We start from the raw sequence: 17460 nt of genomic DNA on the forward strand, positions 1-17460 counted from the left end.
ACTACAAGCTCGGCGTTCAGACGGGCGATATGGCGGCGGACATCCTCGAGGGGAAGAAGAAGCCTGCCGATATGCCGATCCAGACGGCACGCGACCTCACGCTCGTCATCAGCAAGGGCAATGCGGCGAAGCTGGGGCTGACGATTCCGGAGGATGTGGTGAAGGACGCCACGCTGGTGGACTGATAAAATAGTAAAGGTGGGGATACGATGCGGATGAAAAAACTCGCAAAATGTATTGCGCTTGGCATCGCCGCCCTTGGGATTCTGGCGTCGGCAGGCTGCGGACAGCAGGACGCGAAGGGCGAAAAGACATATAAAGTGGGCATTGTTCAGCTCGTGGAGCACAGCGCACTCGACGATGCGAACCGTGGGTTCGTGGACGGGCTCAAGGCGCGCGGCTACGAGGAGGGCAAGAATCTCACGATTGACCGCCAGAATGCACAGGCGGATCAGTCGAACCTCCAGAACATTGTACAGCGCTTTATCAGTGACAAGGTGGATCTGATCTGCGCGATTGCGACCCCTGCGGTGCAGTCGGCGGCGAATGCGACGAAGGATATTCCCATTGTCGGCACTGCCGTGACGGATTATGTGAGCGCAAAGGTGGTGAAGTCGAACGAGGCGCCGGGCGGCAACGTCACGGGAACGAGTGATCTCACACCGATTGCCGATCAGATTGATCTCCTGATGAAGCTCTATCCGAATGCAAAGACGATCGGCACGATCTACTCGTCGAGCGAGATCAACTCCGAGATTCAGGTCAAGGCGATGACCGAATACGCCCAGTCCAAGGGGCTGAATGTGCGTGTTGCAACGATCTCGACGGTCAACGACATCCAGCAGGCGGCACAGAGCATTGTCGACGAGGTGGATGTGTTCTATGAGCCGACGGACAATGTAATTGCCTCGGCAATGCCGACGCTCACGAGTGTCACTGATCCCGCAGGAAAAGGTGTGATTTGCGCCTTTGCCGGTGGGGTTACCGCCGGCGGCCTTGCAACCAAGGGGATTGACTACTACAAGCTCGGCGTTCAGACGGGCGATATGGCTGCTGATATTCTCGAGGGCAAGGCGAAGCCGGCAGATATGAAGATCGAGACGGCGCGCGATCTCACGGTGGTTATCAACAAGAAGAATGCGGAGAAGATCGGTCTCACGATTCCGGCAGATGTGCTGAATGGTGCGACGATTGTGCCGTAAGGATGAAACATCGGGCATGGGGCGCCCCTATCGGCTCGCTGTGCTCACTACTTCTACGCGTTCCGCGCACAGGCTCCGCCCTGCTGGTGGGAGCTAAAAATCACTGTGTTCTGCCTTTCAAGCGATCGTAGACACAAAGACGGGGGTTGCATGAAATCTGCATCAGGTTCATGCAACAACCTTTTTTTTCGGACTTATAGGGAGTGACGTTATGGATCTCGTCATTGCGACGGCGGCGCAGGGTGTCCTCTGGGGACTCTATGCACTCGGCGTCTATCTGACTTATCGCGTATTGGATATTGCCGATCTGACGGTCGAGGGCAGCTTCCCGCTGGGCGCTGCCGTCGCCGCGTCTATGCTCGTGGCGGGCTATACGCCGCTGACAGCAATTTTCGCCGCCTGTGCGGCGGGGTGTATCTCGGGCGTTGTCACGGGCTTTTTCTGCACGAAGCTCAAGATCCCCGCATTGCTTGCAGGTATCTTGACGATGATCGGGCTGTACTCCATCAATCTGCGCGTCATGGGCAAGGCGAATCTCCCGCTCCTGCAGCAGGAAACGCTGTTCACTGAGTGGAATATCTGGGGGCTGGATGCGGCGACGAATATCCTCCTCATCGGTACGGTTGTCGTTGTGCTTGCCATTCTCCTCACGTATTGGTTCTTTGGCACGGAGCTCGGAACCGCTATCCGTGCGACGGGTGCGAACCCGCATATGATCCGTGCAAACGGCGTCAATACGGATGTGATGATCGTTCTGGGACTTCTCCTGTCGAACGGCATGGTTGCCATCTGCGGCGCGCTTGTGGCGCAGAGCAACGGCTTTGCGGATGTCGGCATGGGCACGGGCACGATTGTCATCGGTCTCGCGTCGGTTATCATCGGCGAGGTGCTGTTCGGCACGCGCAGCTTCAAGAACTGGTTGATCTCTGTCGTGCTCGGCTCGGTCGTCTATCGCGCAGTCATTGCAATCGTTCTGCAGCTCGGCATGCCGCCGAATGATCTTAAGCTCTTTACGGCAATTCTCGTGGCAATCGCGCTCTCGCTGCCTCTCATCCAGTCGAAATACCACGCGATGAAGAAGGGGGCAGAGTAATGCTGCGCATTGAGGATATCAAAAAGACGTTCAATCCGGGGACGATTACGGAGAAAAAGGCGCTCTCGGGCATCACGCTCCACCTGCAGCCCGGCGATTTCGTTACGGTGATCGGCGGCAACGGTGCGGGCAAGTCGACGCTGATGAATGCGATCGCGGGCGCAATCTCCGTGGACACGGGGAAGATCTCCATCGCGGGCGAGGACATTACGAAGTGGCCGGAGCACCGCCGTGCGAAGTTCATCGGGCGTGTCTTCCAAGATCCGATGATGGGGACGGCGGCGCGCATGATGATCGAGGAGAACCTCGCCATTGCCGCGCGGCGCGGGCAGACGCCGACGCTGCGCTGGGGCTCGACGAGCGAGATGCGCGATGTGTTCCGCGAGAAGCTGGCGCGGCTCAAGCTCGGTCTTGAGAATCGCCTCTCCTCGCGTGTGGGGCTGCTCTCGGGCGGACAGCGTCAGGCGCTGACGCTGCTCATGGCAACGCTTGTGAAGCCGAATCTGCTGCTCCTCGATGAGCATACGGCTGCGCTCGATCCCAAGACGGCGGCGAAGGTGCTTGAGCTGACACAGCAGATTGTTGCGGAGGATCAGCTCACGACGCTCATGATTACGCATAATATGAAGGATGCGCTGCGCTACGGCAACCGCCTCATCATGCTGCATGAGGGGCGCATTCTCTTCGATGTACCGCAGGAGAAGAAGGAGGGGCTCACGACGCGTGACCTCCTGTCGATGTTCGAGCAGGCGGCGGGCAGCGAGCTCGCTAATGATAGTCTACTCCTAAGCTAACAAAGTTCTAACGTCCTTCACAAGACGCTCTAAAGCCATTTCGTTATATTATCCATGAAAGCAAGAGATATTAAGAATGCAGATATGCTTTCATACTCTCTGACTTTCGGTGCGTATTCTGCGGCCTTCCCTTCCGCGGAATTCACATACATTCCCTACATTTCTTTCTCTCTATCGAAAATATGCCTCCTGCTGCCCGGCGGGAGGCATATTTTCTTGCTATTTTTGGGATTCGTAGTAAAATAGGGGGAGTAAATCGAACAGACGGACGGGGGTGTGTGATGGCTGGAAAGGGCAAGTTGGGCTCGGTGCAGCGTGCACTCAGAATGATCTACCGCGATGAACGCATCCCGCCTCCGCCCGAAGGGCAGCGACCGCAGCCCGTACCGAAGCTGATAGGCGCGATGCGTTCTCTGGTGACGACCTCACGTGATTACTGGCAGTCGCGTGCAGAGCTGTTTCTAAAGCAGGCGCGCCTGATGGCGGACTACGAGGACGACTATGCCTATTACGGCGTCGTCAATCAGTACTTTCCGACCTATGACTCGCTCTCGGATGCGGAGCTGCGCGGTTACTTTACGTGGCGGACGGCGGTGCGGCGCGGGCAGATCGAAAAGCGGGGGATGTCCTACGCATCCCTCTATGTCTATGAGCTGCTGCATCTCATCGGCTGTGCGGACGCGCAGGATGCCTATGAGATGCTGCATGATTTCTGTGAGGCATATTGTGAGCTCGATCCGCAGATCGGGCGCTATATAGCGGAGTGGGAGAATGAGTTCATCATCTATTACGGGCTGAATCCCGATCTTATCATCGTGCGCGGAAACGGTGCGTGTCGGCAGCAAGACGATGCGGTACTCACGATGCTTCATCGTTCGGAGCACACCGCAGAGGAGGTTATGGCTGCTGTCTGCGTGCTCTCGTCCTATCGTCTCGAGCGTTCGAAGCTCTATCGCGCCCATACAGATGATGTGAATGTCCTCGCACTCCGTGTATTGGATCGCGTGGCAGAATACTACCGAAAGCATCGGCAGGTCAGTGCGTTTGCCGACCTGATTGCCGTGCCGCAGACAATTCCCGTGCGGCTCTTTGCGTCCGCCGTATTTCAGCCGTCCGGTACGGAGCAGGATCGCGTCTATCAGATGCATCCGCTGCGCCGTTATGAATGCACGGGCGGCTATTGGACACTGCACTCCTACGAGCGTGCAGACGGCGCGGCGCAGCGCCTGGGTGCGCTTCTGCGCGGGCTGGATGCCGCTCTGCGTGCGCACTATGGAATCGCTGAGATTCAGCCGCCCAAGCTGAAGCAGTGGCAGGCGAAGATCATCCGTGAGGAGATTGACGCCTTTGTTGCGGAGCGGCGGGCGGCGGAGGCGCGGCGTGTGCATCTGGACTTTTCGCAGCTGGCGCGCATTCGTGCGGATGCGGATGTAACGCAGGAGCGCCTCGTTGTGGAGGAGGAAGAGCTGTCCATGCCTTTGCTTTCTCCGTCACAGGGGAAAGCCGCTGCGCTTCCGGAGATTTTGCCTCCTGCGGCAGAGGCGGTTGCTGCACCGCCCGAGATGTTGTCCGCAGCGGACGGGGCGGCAGAACTGACGGCATCCGAGCTGCATCTCCTGCGTGCTCTCCTGACAGATGGTGATCTCGCATGGGTGCGTGCGGAGGGGCTGATGCTCTCTGTGCTGGTCGACGGGCTGAACGAAAAACTGTACGAGGACTTTGCGGACACGGTGATCGAGGGCGATCCGCCCACCGTTGTCCCTGACTATCTGGATGAATTGACAGCGAGGTACCTGCATGGCAGCGAATGAGTCGAAGAAAATCCCGCGCCGCATTGCGCAGACGCTCATTAATGCGCTCAAGGGCGGCGTCGTGCCGCGCATTGGGCTCCCATATATCACGGTCGGACGGCGCAGCGAGATCGAGGCCCTGCTCTCCGATGTGGAGATGATCGAGGGCGGCGGGGCGTCCTTTCGCTTCATCGTCGGGCGATACGGCAGCGGCAAGAGCTTTCTCTTGCAGACAATCCGCAGCTATGTTATGGCGAAGAATTTCGTTGTGGTGGACGCCGATCTCTCGCCGGAGCGCCGCTTGCAGGGGGCGCGCGGGCAGGGGCTGGCGACGTATCGCGAACTGATTCGCAACATGGCGACCAAGACGACGGCCGAGGGCGGTGCTCTCACGCTCATCCTCGATCGGTGGATCAGCCGCGTGCAGCAGGAAGTTGCGGCGGAGGATGGAATCACAGCGGATAATCCACTTTTTTCAGCGGCGGTGGATCGTCGGATTGCCTCCATCATCTACGGGCTGAACGATCTCGTGCACGGCTTTGATTTTACGCGGCTTCTGACACTCTACTATCATGCCTATCGGGACGGCGACGATGATATGCGCGCACGCGTCGCACGCTGGTTTCGCGGGGAGTATACGACAAAGACCGAGGCGCGGCACGAGCTCGGCGTGAACATCATCATCACGGACGACGACTGGTACGAGTATCTGAAACTCTTTGCCGCGTTTCTGCGGCAGGCGGGCTATGCGGGGATGCTAATTCTGATTGACGAGCTCGTGAACATCTACAAGATTCCGCACGCCGTCACGCGCCAGTACAACTATGAAAAGATTCTCACGATGTATAACGATGCAATGCAGGGGCGCGCGCAGTACCTCGGCATGATTCTCTGCGGCACGCCCGCGTGTATGGAGGACACGCGGCGTGGGGTATACAGCTATGAGGCGCTGCGCTCGCGACTTGCGGAGGGACGGTTTGCGGGGGAGCACCGCGATCTGCTCTCGCCCGTGATACGGCTTGCGCCGCTCACGCATGAGGAGATGCTCGTGCTCATCGAAAAGCTCGCTGCCATCCATGCGGGGCTCTACGAGTACGAGCAGATTGTCACACAGGACGATCTTGCGGACTTCATCCGCATCGAGTTTGGACGCATTGGGGCGGACACGCATATCACGCCGCGTGAGGTGATTCGTGACTTCATTCAGGTGCTCGACATCATCTATCAGAATCCCGCGCTGAAACTCGCCGATCTCCTCGGCTCGGACGATTTTGCCTACGCTGCGAACGAGGTGGAGGGCGCGGAGATCAGCGCGCAGTTTGCGGAGTTCGAACTATGAGCGTATTTGAGCGCTATGCGCCCTTCGTGCGGGACTATATCTATGAGCAGGAGTGGCAGAATCTGCGCGGCATCCAGATTGCGGCGGCAGAGGCGATCTTTCACACGGACGACCATGTCCTCCTGACGGCATCCACCGCCTCCGGCAAGACGGAGGCGGCATTTTTTCCGATCATTACGCTCTTTCACGAGGAGCCGCCGACCTCCGTCGGCTGTATCTACATCGGCCCGCTCAAGGCACTGATTAACGATCAGTTCGAGCGCCTGACGGAGCTGTGCCATAGGGCGGATATTCCCGTCTGGCATTGGCATGGTGATGTGGGGCAGACGCATAAGGCGCGGCTGATGAAGCGTCCGTCGGGCATCCTGCAGATCACGCCGGAATCGCTCGAGGCGCTGCTTCTGCACCGTCATGCGGCGATACCGAAGCTCTTCGGTGACCTGCGCTTCGTTGTGATCGACGAGGTGCACTCCCTCCTGCGCGGCGATCGTGGCGGGCAGACGCTCTGTCTGATCGAGCGGCTCTCGCGCATCGCAGGCGTCACGCCACGCCGCATCGGTCTCTCGGCGACGATCGGCGATGCCAAGCGTGTGGGGGATTTCCTCGCGGCGGGTACGGGGCGGCAGACGTTTGTGCCGCAGATCGAGGCAAAGGGGAGCAAGTGGCGGCTCTCCCTCGAGCATTTCTACGTGCGAGACACACAGGCGGGGGACGGGCGCGATGACATCAGCGTGCAGCCCGTGCTGGATGCGCCGACCGATACGCCGCCCGAGCATGCCGATCCCGGGCTCGGCTATATCTTTGCCCATACGTGCGGGAAGAAATGTCTCGTCTTTGTCAACTCGCGCGAGGAGTGCGAGGCGGTGACGACAACGCTGCGCTCCTACTGTGAGCGTCAGCACGAGCCGGATCGCTTCCTCATCCACCACGGCAATCTCTCCGCCGCGTTTCGTGAGACGGCAGAGGCGCGCATGAAGGACGAGGACAGCCTCTACACAACGTGCACAACGGCGACGCTCGAGCTCGGCATTGACATCGGCAGGCTCGAGCGCGCCTTTCAGATCGATGCGCCGTGGACGGTCTCCTCGTTTCTGCAGCGCATGGGGCGGACGGGGCGGCGTGGACAGCCACAGGAGATGCACTTCGTCGTGCGCGAGGATGCGCCCGAGGCGCGCGCACTTCTGCCCGCAACGATCCCGTGGAAACTCCTGCAGGGGATTGCCCTCATCCAGCTCTATCTTGAGGAGCGCTGGGTGGAGCCGCCGCGTCTTGACCGTCTGCCGTTCAGCCTGCTCTATCATCAGACGATGAGCGTTGCCGCGTCCTGCGGGGAACTCGCGCCGCGCGCACTCGCGGATCGCGTGCTGTCACTGCACGTCTTTCATCGCATTACGCAGGAGGACTATCGCACACTCCTGCGTCATCTCGTGCAGCAGGAGCATCTGCAGATGACGGAGCGCGGCGGGCTGATCGTCGGACTTGCGGGGGAACGCATCGTGCAGTCCTTCCGATTCTACGGTGTCTTTCAGGAGAACGAGGAGTACACCGTGCGGAGTGAGTCGCAGGAGATCGGCACGATTGTTACGCCGCCGCCCGTCGGGGAGAAGATCGCGATTGCGGGGCACGTCTGGCGCGTACTGGAGGTCGACCGCAAGCGCCATCTCATCTACTGCGAGTTGGTCAAGGGGAATGTGCCCGCCTATTTCGGCGAGTGTCCCGGAGACATCCATACGCATATCCTGCATCGGATGCGTCAGGTACTCCGTGAGGAGCTGCTGCCGCCGTATCTCATGAAGAACGCCGTAGCACGCCTCACACAGGCGCGCAGTACGGCGCGTCACTCGCGTGCGGCGGAGGCTGTGCTCATTCCGCTGGGCGGGGAGATGTACGCGCTCCTACCGTGGCTCGGCAGTTATGCTTTTCTCGCGCTCGAGCGCTTCCTGCGCATCCGCTGCGGCGCGCGGATTGGCCTGCGCGGCTTCGAGTCCATGCGCCCGTACTTCATGCAGTTCACGATGAAAGCATCACCTGCGGAGTTCTTTGCTGTGCTTGCGGAGGAGGCAGCGCAGGAATTTGATCCGATGGAGCTGCTCTATCCCGATGAAGTACCGATTTTTGACAAGTACGATGAATTCCTCCCGACGGAGCTCGTGCGGCGCGGCTTTGCGCACGGCGTTCTGGATGTGAAGGGGATGCGGGAGACGGTGCTCTCATGGGCGTATGCACGGATTGACAGCCCCGCGCCGTCGTGATAGAATACGTTAGCTGAGTTTTCTCACAGGCGGATGTGGCGGAACTGGCAGACGCGCTGGACTTAGGATCCAGTGCCGCAAGGCGTATGGGTTCGACCCCCTTCATCCGCACCATCTTGGAATTTTTCTGCACCAATCTGGACGTTAGTGCATATAGATCATCCGACTGTTTTGCAGTCGGCTTTTTTTCTATCGAGGAGCGTGAAGATCATGTCGATTCTTGCCGCCTATGCCGTGCCGCATCCGCCGCTCATCATTCCCGCCATCGGTGCGGGACGCGAGCAGGAGATCGCTGCGACTGTCCGCGCATATCATGAGGCGATGCGTGCGGCTGCGGAGCTGCGCCCCGATACCGTCGTCATCATCAGCCCGCATGCGACGGCATACGATGATTTCTTCCACATCTCGCCGGGCGAGGCGGCAGAAGGGGATTTTGCCGCGTTTGGACATCCAGAGATCACGGTCGGCATTGAATACGATACAGACTTTGTACATGCGCTCTCTCAGGCGGCGGGGGAGCGTGATGTTCCTGCGGGTACGCTTGGGGAAAAGAATCCGGCGCTCGATCACGGGACGATGATCCCGCTCTTCTTCCTGAGCGAGTACCTTGGCGATGCACCAACCAAATTCGTCCGCATCGGCGTGTCGGGGCTGCCCGCCCAGACGCACGCCATGCTCGGACAGGCGATTGCTGCGGCGGCGGAGCAGCTCGGGCGGCGGACGATCTGCATTGCGAGCGGTGATCTCTCGCACCGCCTCAAGGAGGACGGGCCGTACGGCATTGCGCCCGAGGGCGCAGAGTTTGATGCACTCTGCACGGCGTTTATGAAGGCGGGGGACTTCCTCTCACTCTTGCAGATTCCCGGAAGCTTTGCCGAGACGGCGGGACACTGTGGGCTGAACGGGCTGTGGGTACTCGCGGGCGCACTTGACCGCGCGGTGCTTACGAGCAGACTGCACAGCTATGAAGGGCCGTTCGGCGTGGGTTATGCCGTCGCCTCGTTCACGGTGACGGGGCGGGATGAGCGCCGAGACTATGCAGATCAGCTCGTGCAGACAGAGGATGCGGCGATTGCAGAGCTGCGCGCACGCGAGGACGCATATGTGCGGCTCGCACGGACGAGCATCGAGCACTATGTACGGGAGCATAGGTATGTGCCGCTGCCTGAGGGACTGCCGTCAGAGCTTCTGGAGCAACGCGCGGGGGCATTTGTCTCCATCAAGAAATATGGCAAGCTGCGCGGCTGTATTGGGACGTTTGTGCCCGCACAGCAGACTCTTGCCGAGGAGATCCTCTACAATGCCGTCTCGGCGGCGGTGCATGACGGGCGTTTCGAGCCGATTGAGGAGGACGAGTTGAATCGCCTCGTTTACTCTGTCGATGTCCTGAGTGAACCAGAGCCGATCTCCTCAGCAGCAGAGCTTGATCCGAAGCGTTACGGCGTCATCGTCAAGAGCATTGCGGACAATCGGCGCGGGCTTCTGCTGCCCGATCTCGCGGGCATTGATACGGCAGAGGAGCAGCTCGCCGTTGCACGTGAGAAGGCGCGTATTCATCCGAAGGAGGAGGTTGCGCTCGCGCGCTTTACGGTTGTTCGGCATCGATAGGGAAAAGGAGTATTATATTTATGGGAGAGAATCCGTCGTTTTCCTTTTGGAATGCGCAGTGGCAGGAGAAGTTTTGCGAACGCGTGCGGCATATCCGTGCAAATCCGCAGGTGGACTATTGGGACAAGCGTGCACGAGACTTCTCTGCGATGCGCAAGAGCAATGGGTACGATTACGGCAGGAAGGTCTATGGAGCGCTGCGCTCTGTCTTGGATACAGATTCCTCGATGCTGGATATTGGCGCAGGCCCCGGTTCTTTTGTCATCCCGTTTGCGGAGCATATCAAATTCGTCACAGCGGTCGAGCCGTCGCATAAGATGGGGAATCTCCTGCGGGAGAATGCCGCAGAGGCGGGCATCGACAACTATGCGCTCATCGAAGAAATCATGCAGGATCTTCCAATCGGCGGCGAACTTGATTCTGCATTTGATCTTGTGACGGTGTCGCTCGTCTTTTGGATGTATGAGGATGTTTGGCCGCTGATTTCGCAGATGGAGGCCTATTCGAGCAAATACTGCGCGATCATTGCGGAGATTCCGGATCATAAAAATCCGAGGTCGGCGAGCTGCTGCGATGTCGAGGAGTTCCAGATTCTCTACAATATGTTGATTTCGCAGGGACGTTTTGCCAACGTCAGTGTGGTTGACTATCGCTGCGAGCGCTCCGTGGAGGACGAGCTGCAATATCGAAAGCTCGCATACGAGCAATATGCGGGTGACCTTACTCCGGCTGCACAGGAAAAGCTCCGCAGGGAGGTTCTCGCCGAGGCGCGGGATGGTCTGTGTACGGTCGCAACGCGATCTGCTGTCATCTGGTGGGATCGGAGAGATATTGTTTCGTAGTCCTATGTCTTCTGACAGAAAACGCCCCCTTGCAGACTACTAGCCTGTAAGGGGGCGCTTGTATTTGACGCGTGTGCTGTATGTTTTTACTGTGCCGCAGCCGTCTCGCCGATCGAGGCGTTCAGCTCATCGATGAGGGCGTCGATGTCGATGCCGTGTGCCATTGCACCCTGCTCGATGTTCTCGAAGTGCGCCGCCGCGCAGCCGAGGCAGCCCATGCCCGCATTCATCAGAATCTCAACGGTGTCGGGATACGTCTGCACGATCTCGATGATGCTCATATCCTTTGTAATCGCCATGATAGACCTCCTATATCGTAAAAGGAAATTGACTGTAAAGGGGAATCCCCCGATTGGCTAAATTATAACACAAGATTTCAAAAAGGGAAGTATCATTTGCAACATTTGCAGGTATGTTCATAAGAGAAAATGTTTCTGTGGAGCGTGGAATACGTGCACTGATTGACCTTGCTCTATTTTTCTGTTATAACTTAAGGAATCGCTGATAAAATAGACCCTCAGATTGGCGTAGATTTTTTCGCCCGATTGAGGAGGCAAACCGGACGCATAGCAAAAGCTATGTGGAGGATTTGCCGACAAAAATCGGGCAAAAAAGATGCGTTAAGATGGCGGTGGCTGAATTTATCAGTACTTCCTTAATACCGTATTTGTCATTTTCTTGTATGAAGGATACTGCCAAAAATTGTACCGCGAAAAACTGGATTTGACAAGACACTGTACGAAGCCCCTGCCTCCACCTCATAAACAAGGCAGGATACGTACAATCGATGTTGAATAATTAGTGTATCCTACAATCTTTCCACAATCAAAAATGAAAGAGAGAATGCGATGCCTGCACAAAAGACAGTTCTCAAACAAAAAGAAGTACCGCCAACGAAGCCGCTTGCAGGGTGGAAAAAGCTGCTGCTCGCCCTGTTCGGCAGTTATCTCGCGGCAAAGTTCTTCGGCATCCTCCTGCCCAATGTCAGCGCCGCGGGGCTGTCCTCTCATGCGGACAAGGACAATCAGGCATTCCCCTCAAACAATACCACAGATGAGTATTCGGATGATACGTGGGACTATCCTGCTGAAGACAGATATGAGGACGAATACATCTATGAGAAAGATGAGCCTGTAGACGACCCGCTCTATGACGATTGGGATGATTGGAATGAGGGCTATGATGACGATCATTTCAGATGAATCGGCTTATTTAAGGAAGCACTGATAAATTCAGCGTCGCCATCTTAGCGCATCTTTTTTGCCCGCACTTCGTCGGCAAATCCTCCACATAGCTTTTGCTATGCGTCCGGTTTACCTCCTAATTCGGACGAAAAAATCTACGCCAATCTGACGGACTTCATTTTATCAGCGATTCCTTAATATGATAGCATAAACCTCGATAATACTATTGGATAGACTTGTATTCCACGGATTGGAGCTGGTGAAATGGGCACAATGCAGATTTCGAGCAAGCCGCCGTTCCTGCACGGCGAGAATGCGGCGAGCAAAGCACAGAACGGAAAGCCAAGTACAGTGGCGCAGGTGCTGAACCATGCGGTCGAGGTCTATATCAGCGCAAAGGGGAAGTCCCTGAGCGAGAGCGCCGAGATGGAGGAGGATCTGACGCCTGCCGAGGCGGCGCTTGCGGCGAATGATAAGGAGCTCGCCGACAAAAAGGCAAAGAAAGCACAGGCGGCGGAAATCGAGCAGCGCATTCAGACAGATACAAGCCTCACGGACGAGGACAAGGCAAAGCTGCAAAAGTGCGCAGATGAGTTGAAGCGCGCGGGCATGACGGACGAGGACAAGCTGAGCGAGCTGCACGGCAAGGTGGAGAAACTCGACAAGCTTGTGACAGATGGTGTTGTCACTGGCGAAGACATCCGAGAAATCGAAGGACAGCGCAGTCTGTACCAGTCGCAGATTGGTCGTCTGGAATCCGAGATGAAGGCGAAAGAGCACCACAATATGAAGCTGCGCGGTCAGGCGATCCAGGAACGGGCTGATCGTGATGCAGAGATCACAAAGGCGCAGGAGAAGGAGCGAGCAGAACTCGAGGCATTGCAGCCAGGTTCTCTGTCCGCACTCGCCGCGCTGAGGGAATACCAAAAGACCGCCGCTGGAAAGAAGAATGCGGATCGGAGTATGGTCGTCGTTCCAACGAATAAGAATGCGGCGGATGCATAGGAATTTTTGACATGAAAACGAGGTTGTTGCACAAAAGCGACAACCTCGTTTTCATATGTATTCAGATCAGTGCTGCTGGCTCATACTCCTCGGGGAGGACGCGGCGGAGGAAGCGGCGCGTACGCTCCTCGCGCGGCGCGGTAAAGATCTCGTGCGCGCTTCCCTCCTCGACGATGACGCCGTCTGACATGAATATGACGTGCGTCCCGACCTCCTGCGCGAACTTCATCTCATGGGTTACGACGATCATCGTCGTCCCCTCCTCGGCGAGTGTCTTCATGACCTGTAAGACCTCGCCCACAAGCTCGGGATCGAGCGCGGACGTCGGCTCATCAAAGAGGATGACATCAGGCTTTGCGGCAATCGCGCGCGCGATGCCGACGCGCTGCTGCTGACCGCCCGAGAGCTGCGACGGGTAGTAGTCCGCGCGGCTCTCCATGCCGACCTTGCGCAGTGCTTCCATCGCGATCTCATGCGCCTCGCTCTTCGGAATCCCGCGCCCAACGGTCAGCCCGAGGGTGATATTTTCGAGTGCGGTCTTATTCGCAAAGAGGTTGTAGTTCTGAAAGACAAATGCCGTCTTCTTCCGCACATCTGCAATCTCGCGATCCGACGCCTCCGCGAGCGATACCTGCATCCCGTGAAAGTCCATCGTCCCGCCGTCGGCGCGCTCGAGGAAATTGAGGCAGCGCAGGAAGGTGGTTTTGCCCGAGCCGCTGGGACCGAGAATGACGACGACATCCCCCTTTTCGACGCTGAGGCTGACGTCCTTTAGCACCTCGGTTTCTCCGAAATTCTTACGCACATTCTGAACGTGCAGCAGCATATGCACCCCTCCTTAATTCTGACCACGGAATGCCCCAACGCGCCGTTCCGCCGCCGCGAACAGCAGCTGAACGATGGTGCAGAGCACGAGATAGACGATGAAGACATCGAGATATGCCTCGATGTAGTTGTAGCCATAGGACGCGGCGATCTTGCCGACCGCCATGATGTCCTTGACCGTCATGAGGAACGCGAGTGACGTACCCTTGATAAGGTTGACCGTGATGTTCGCAATGCTCGGCAGCGCCACGACGAGCGCCTGCGGGAGGATGACGTGCAGATAGGTCTGAAACGCCGTCAGCCCGCCCGCGAGTCCCGCCTCAAGCTGTCCCTTCGGAATTGCGAGCAGCGCCGCACGGAACGCCTCCGTGAGGAGGGCAATCGTGTTGATGGTAAAGATAAAGACGGCGTAGTAGAATGGATCGACCGCCTCGAATACATTGATGTCCAGTCCCAGATCGCGAACGATCTCGTTCACAATGCTCGGCAGAAGACTGTAAAGCAGGAGTATCTGCAAAATGAGCGGCGTGCCGCGCACAAAGGAGACATAGCCGCGCACGAGCCGCCCGCCCAAGCGCGCCCCGCGCACGCGCAGGACAGCGAAGTAGAAGGCGACGGGTGCCGCGAGGAGAAGCGAGAGCGCCGTCAGAGAGAGAGTCACACCCGCGCCCTGCCAGACGAGCAGGAAGGTTTCCTGCATGAAGTCAAGATCCAGCTCCAACTGCGTCCCCTCCTCCCATTTCCTGCCCCTTCGCTACGGCGGAGAGGCTCGTCCCTACATCCAGCCGCTTCTCGATCCAGCCAAAGATCTGCTCGAGCACGAGGACGAGCACCCAGTAGATCAGCATGGCGGCGAGATAGACCTCAATGCCGTACGCCCCGAAGTTCTGTGCGATGATGAGATTGCCCTTGCCGATGAGGTCGATCAGCCCGATGGTATAGGCGAGCGAGCCCTCCTTCAGCAGGTTGATGGTCGCATTGCCGAAGTTTGGCAGGGCGACAATCGCCGCCTGAGGCAGCATGACGTGACGGAACGCCTGGAACGGCGTCAGTCCCGCGCTCACCGCCGCCTCGTACTGTCCGCGCGGCACTGCCTTATATGCCGCACGGAACACCTCCGAGATGTACGCGCCAAAGAGCAGGGTGAACGTGATGATCGCAAAGACGGCACGGTGCAGCCCGTTCATATCGTAGTCAAATACGGCAAATGCGAGTTTCGGCAGACCGTAGAACACGATGAAGAGCAGGACGATGGACGGCGTGCAGCGCATGACGTAGACATAGCTGACTGCCGCCCATCGCAGGGGTGCGGTGCCGCTGAGATTCGCCCATGCGAGCGCGCCGCCGAGCAGCGAGCCAAGTGCGATGCTGATGAAGCCCACGAGAAGGGTTACATCGAGATATGTGAGGAGCTGCGGCAAAACCTGCCCAATCATCCCTATGTCAAATGCCCGTGTTTCCATCCCGTGTGCCCCCTCTCATTAGTTTAGATATGCAGACAGACTCTCCCCGAAATATTTCTGCTCGAGCTCTGCAATCTTTCCCTCGGCGCGCAGCTCCTCGATCGCCTTGTCATACTCGTCCGCAAAGGCCTGTTCCTTCTTGTTGAAGATCGGATAGGTCGGAATCCCCTTGTAGCGGATGTAGGTCAGTTTGTCGCTGAATGCGTGGTAGGGGGCATCCTCCTTCTCGATGTTGTTCTTGTAGCTCAGTTCGACCTCGAGGTAGCCGTCATAACGCCCCTCCATGACCCAGCTGTATGCGTCCGCATTCTGGAAGGACTCGGACGAGGTCAGCTTGATCTCATTGCCGGGGTTCTCCTTGTTGTATGTGTCAATGACCATATAGCGTGCGTCCTGCGGCGCGATCGGCACGAGCTTGCCGCTGAACTTCGCAAAGGACGGGAGATCCACAATCTCATTCGCCGTGTCCTTGCGGATCGCAAGACCGATCACGCTTGCACCGATATTGTTCTGCGGGAAGACATACTTCTTCTTGCGCGCGTCCGTAATCCAGATACCCTTCGTGCCGACCGTGTACTTGCCCGACTCTACGCCGATCAGGAGATCGTCATCCGAGGTTGGCACGAATTTGAACTCGTACTGTGGCAGCTTCTTCGCTACTTCCTTCATCACAGCGACCTCGAAGCCGTCCGACTCACCTTGCTCATTCACATAGTCATAGGGGACATAGTAATTCGTATGCGCGACCGTGATCGTCTTCTTGCCATCTGCGGACTTTGCGCCGTCCGCGCTGTCCTTGCTGCAGCCCGCGAGCCCTACGGCAAGTGCCGCTGCGAGGAGGCCCGTGAGTGCCGCCTTGCCGATTTTCTTGAAGTCCATCATACTTCCTCCCTGTCAGACAGCGCCTGCTGCGCTGCGTACCCAGTCAAAACGATTCCAGTCAATATCACGCGGAACGGTGCAGTCCGCACCGAGGAGGACGCCTGTGCGCCCTGCCGCCGCAAGAATGCGCGCCGACTCCGCCTCAACCTCTGCGCGTGTGCCGCTGTAGAGGATATCCGTTGCAAGGTTGCCGAACCCTCCGAGGAGAGCGTGCGCGGGGAAGATCTTGCGTCCCTCTTCGAGCGGTACACCCTCGACCACCGCCGCCCAGTTGATTGCCTTTGCATCGTAGTCACGATACCACTCGAGCTCGTTGCGATGCCCCGCATAGCCGCAGATGTGGAGGATATTGTAGGGGCTTGCCGCATTCGCGACACGCAGGATCTCCTTCTCGCCCGGCGCGAACACCTCCTCATAGACGGCGCGGTCTGCGCCCTCGCCGACGAGGTTCTGCAGACTGAAGTAGATTCCCGTCACGCCCGCCTCGCGGATGATGCGGTCGGCGAGCTTCGCGAGATCGGCGGAGATGACGTCGAACGCAGCCTTCACCGCCGCCTTGTCTTCGCGCACGAGGCGGGCGAGGAATGCCTCATCCTCGGCGAGTGTGCCCGGCTGCATGAACTTGATCGTCGTGCCCGCACAGAAGAGATTGTAGAACGTAGCAATCTCCGAGCCATAACGCTTCGTGATCTCCTTCGCGTACGCAACCTGCCGCGTAAAGAAGGGATGATCGTCGGGCAGCGGCTGAACCTTCGCCAGCTCCGCCGCCGTCTTCGCCTTCTGCACGACGGGATTCGGATAGGAGAAGAAGCCGTCCGTCATAATCTTGACGAAATCTGGCTGTGCCTCCTCGATGAAGCGAAGCTCTCCGTCGAGCACCTTCTTCTCGAGTTCGGGATGCGCGTATGCGTCCGCGTGAATCTCATCGTCGAGGAAGTGGAACCAGAAGCCCACAGGCACGCGCTCCACGGGTTTACAATCCATCGCGTTCAATACCAATTCTTTCTTTGAGATTGCCATATTATCCCCTTCTTTTTTTACACCTATAACATATCTTGCATATATGTTTTTCTTGCACATATCATACAGGTAAATATCTTAGTTGTCAAGTATGTTTTATATATTTTCTTGTTGACACGAAATAGAGGGGCGCTTATAATTGATGAAAACGTAGCGCATAC

At 57.7% G+C, this 17460-nt stretch carries 17 protein-coding genes, 1 tRNA gene and 2 pseudogenes; 13 read left to right on the top strand and 7 right to left on the bottom strand.

What is annotated here, in order from left to right; translation table 11 throughout:
• From HMPREF9163_RS12300 to HMPREF9163_RS02145, 10 genes are all read left to right on the top strand, one after another.
• Positions 1–185, top strand: a 185-nt coding sequence (locus tag HMPREF9163_RS12300; protein ID WP_009439986.1) for an ABC transporter substrate binding protein, incomplete at its 5' end; no start/stop codon positions are given.
• Positions 186–209: 24 nt separating this feature from the next.
• The gene (locus HMPREF9163_RS02105; protein WP_009439987.1) at positions 210–1202 is read left to right on the top strand and encodes an ABC transporter substrate binding protein; all 993 of its coding nucleotides are present in this window, start codon (positions 210–212) and stop codon (positions 1200–1202) included.
• Positions 1203–1413: 211 nt separating this feature from the next.
• Positions 1414–2295, top strand: a complete 882-nt coding sequence (locus HMPREF9163_RS02110; RefSeq protein WP_009439988.1) for an ABC transporter permease — start codon at positions 1414–1416, stop codon at positions 2293–2295.
• Entirely contained in the window at positions 2295–3089 is a 795-nt protein-coding gene (locus HMPREF9163_RS02115) for an ABC transporter ATP-binding protein (protein ID WP_009439989.1), read from the top strand. Before HMPREF9163_RS02110 ends, HMPREF9163_RS02115 begins: the two co-directional genes overlap by 1 nt.
• A 281-nt stretch (positions 3090–3370) precedes the next feature.
• Entirely contained in the window at positions 3371–4900 is a 1530-nt protein-coding gene (locus tag HMPREF9163_RS02120) for a TerB N-terminal domain-containing protein (RefSeq protein ID WP_009439990.1), read from the top strand.
• Positions 4887–6218 (top strand): ATP-binding protein, encoded by a 1332-nt coding sequence (locus tag HMPREF9163_RS02125; RefSeq protein ID WP_009439991.1) that lies wholly within the window; start codon positions 4887–4889, stop codon positions 6216–6218. The genes HMPREF9163_RS02120 and HMPREF9163_RS02125 overlap by 14 nt, the downstream gene beginning before the upstream one ends.
• Complete coding sequence (locus tag HMPREF9163_RS02130; RefSeq protein ID WP_009439992.1) at positions 6215–8470, top strand: DEAD/DEAH box helicase; 2256 nt, start codon at positions 6215–6217, stop codon at positions 8468–8470. The genes HMPREF9163_RS02125 and HMPREF9163_RS02130 overlap by 4 nt, the downstream gene beginning before the upstream one ends.
• 29 nt (positions 8471–8499) lie before the next feature.
• Positions 8500–8584: transfer RNA gene (locus HMPREF9163_RS02135), tRNA-Leu, on the top strand.
• Positions 8585–8680: 96 nt separating this feature from the next.
• A complete protein-coding gene (gene amrA / locus HMPREF9163_RS02140) occupies positions 8681–10078 on the top strand; it encodes an AmmeMemoRadiSam system protein A (protein WP_009439993.1) in 1398 nt (465 codons plus the stop codon).
• Between the two features lie 20 nt (positions 10079–10098).
• A complete protein-coding gene (locus HMPREF9163_RS02145; RefSeq protein ID WP_009439994.1) occupies positions 10099–10920 on the top strand; it encodes a class I SAM-dependent methyltransferase in 822 nt (273 codons plus the stop codon).
• Between the two features lie 86 nt (positions 10921–11006).
• On the opposite strand, the gene HMPREF9163_RS02150 is transcribed toward HMPREF9163_RS02145, so the two are convergent.
• Positions 11007–11219: a DUF1858 domain-containing protein gene (locus HMPREF9163_RS02150; protein ID WP_006307127.1), complete on the bottom strand. Its 213-nt coding sequence runs from the start codon at positions 11217–11219 to the stop codon at positions 11007–11009.
• A 245-nt stretch (positions 11220–11464) separates the two neighbouring features.
• Here HMPREF9163_RS02150 and HMPREF9163_RS12710 point away from each other — a divergent pair.
• A pseudogene (locus HMPREF9163_RS12710) lies at positions 11465–11579 on the top strand (secretion protein HlyD).
• 189 nt (positions 11580–11768) lie between these two features.
• Positions 11769–12122 (top strand): hypothetical protein, encoded by a 354-nt coding sequence (locus HMPREF9163_RS02155; RefSeq protein WP_009439997.1) that lies wholly within the window; start codon positions 11769–11771, stop codon positions 12120–12122.
• Between the two features lie 10 nt (positions 12123–12132).
• On the opposite strand, the pseudogene HMPREF9163_RS12715 reads toward HMPREF9163_RS02155, so the two are convergent.
• Positions 12133–12240, bottom strand: a pseudogene (locus tag HMPREF9163_RS12715) (secretion protein HlyD); the annotation flags it as partial.
• Between the two features lie 128 nt (positions 12241–12368).
• Between HMPREF9163_RS12715 and HMPREF9163_RS02160 the strand changes: the two are divergent.
• Positions 12369–13109, top strand: a complete 741-nt coding sequence (locus tag HMPREF9163_RS02160; RefSeq protein ID WP_009439998.1) for a hypothetical protein — start codon at positions 12369–12371, stop codon at positions 13107–13109.
• Positions 13110–13170: 61 nt separating this feature from the next.
• On the opposite strand, the gene HMPREF9163_RS02165 is transcribed toward HMPREF9163_RS02160, so the two are convergent.
• The 5 genes from HMPREF9163_RS02165 to HMPREF9163_RS02185 are packed head-to-tail and all read right to left on the bottom strand — an operon-like array spanning position 13171 to position 17299.
• A complete protein-coding gene (locus HMPREF9163_RS02165; RefSeq protein WP_009439999.1) occupies positions 13171–13935 on the bottom strand; it encodes an amino acid ABC transporter ATP-binding protein in 765 nt (254 codons plus the stop codon).
• A 12-nt stretch (positions 13936–13947) separates the two neighbouring features.
• A complete protein-coding gene (locus HMPREF9163_RS02170) occupies positions 13948–14655 on the bottom strand; it encodes an amino acid ABC transporter permease (RefSeq protein WP_009440000.1) in 708 nt (235 codons plus the stop codon).
• Positions 14639–15397: an amino acid ABC transporter permease gene (locus HMPREF9163_RS02175; RefSeq protein ID WP_009440001.1), complete on the bottom strand. Its 759-nt coding sequence runs from the start codon at positions 15395–15397 to the stop codon at positions 14639–14641. Before HMPREF9163_RS02175 ends, HMPREF9163_RS02170 begins: the two co-directional genes overlap by 17 nt.
• A gap of 18 nt (positions 15398–15415) precedes the next feature.
• Positions 15416–16276: a transporter substrate-binding domain-containing protein gene (locus tag HMPREF9163_RS02180; protein ID WP_037345705.1), complete on the bottom strand. Its 861-nt coding sequence runs from the start codon at positions 16274–16276 to the stop codon at positions 15416–15418.
• 15 nt (positions 16277–16291) lie between these two features.
• The gene (locus HMPREF9163_RS02185) at positions 16292–17299 is read right to left on the bottom strand and encodes a uroporphyrinogen decarboxylase family protein (RefSeq protein ID WP_037345708.1); all 1008 of its coding nucleotides are present in this window, start codon (positions 17297–17299) and stop codon (positions 16292–16294) included.
• Between the last annotated feature and the right edge of the window lie 161 nt (positions 17300–17460).

The organism is Selenomonas sp. oral taxon 138 str. F0429 (assembly GCF_000318175.2).
Lineage (GTDB): Bacteria > Bacillota > Negativicutes > Selenomonadales > Selenomonadaceae > Centipeda > Centipeda timonae.

What these genes read in the sequence shown, in the direction of transcription:
- HMPREF9163_RS02130 (WP_009439992.1), top strand. Translation starts at nt 6,215, where the DNA reads ATGAGCGTATTTGAGCGCTATGCGCCCTTCGTGCGGGACTATATCTAT.
- HMPREF9163_RS02185 (WP_037345708.1), bottom strand. Translation starts at nt 17,299, where the DNA reads ATGGCAATCTCAAAGAAAGAATTGGTATTGAACGCGATGGATTGTAAA.
- HMPREF9163_RS02165 (WP_009439999.1), bottom strand. Translation starts at nt 13,935, where the DNA reads ATGCTGCTGCACGTTCAGAATGTGCGTAAGAATTTCGGAGAAACCGAG.
- HMPREF9163_RS02115 (WP_009439989.1), top strand. Translation starts at nt 2,295, where the DNA reads ATGCTGCGCATTGAGGATATCAAAAAGACGTTCAATCCGGGGACGATT.
- HMPREF9163_RS02110 (WP_009439988.1), top strand. Translation starts at nt 1,414, where the DNA reads ATGGATCTCGTCATTGCGACGGCGGCGCAGGGTGTCCTCTGGGGACTC.
- HMPREF9163_RS02160 (WP_009439998.1), top strand. Translation starts at nt 12,369, where the DNA reads ATGGGCACAATGCAGATTTCGAGCAAGCCGCCGTTCCTGCACGGCGAG.
- HMPREF9163_RS02150 (WP_006307127.1), bottom strand. Translation starts at nt 11,219, where the DNA reads ATGGCGATTACAAAGGATATGAGCATCATCGAGATCGTGCAGACGTAT.
- HMPREF9163_RS02175 (WP_009440001.1), bottom strand. Translation starts at nt 15,397, where the DNA reads ATGGAAACACGGGCATTTGACATAGGGATGATTGGGCAGGTTTTGCCG.
- HMPREF9163_RS02155 (WP_009439997.1), top strand. Translation starts at nt 11,769, where the DNA reads ATGCCTGCACAAAAGACAGTTCTCAAACAAAAAGAAGTACCGCCAACG.
- HMPREF9163_RS02145 (WP_009439994.1), top strand. Translation starts at nt 10,099, where the DNA reads ATGGGAGAGAATCCGTCGTTTTCCTTTTGGAATGCGCAGTGGCAGGAG.
- HMPREF9163_RS02105 (WP_009439987.1), top strand. Translation starts at nt 210, where the DNA reads ATGCGGATGAAAAAACTCGCAAAATGTATTGCGCTTGGCATCGCCGCC.
- amrA (WP_009439993.1), top strand. Translation starts at nt 8,681, where the DNA reads ATGTCGATTCTTGCCGCCTATGCCGTGCCGCATCCGCCGCTCATCATT.
- HMPREF9163_RS02120 (WP_009439990.1), top strand. Translation starts at nt 3,371, where the DNA reads ATGGCTGGAAAGGGCAAGTTGGGCTCGGTGCAGCGTGCACTCAGAATG.
- HMPREF9163_RS02180 (WP_037345705.1), bottom strand. Translation starts at nt 16,276, where the DNA reads ATGGACTTCAAGAAAATCGGCAAGGCGGCACTCACGGGCCTCCTCGCA.
- HMPREF9163_RS02125 (WP_009439991.1), top strand. Translation starts at nt 4,887, where the DNA reads ATGGCAGCGAATGAGTCGAAGAAAATCCCGCGCCGCATTGCGCAGACG.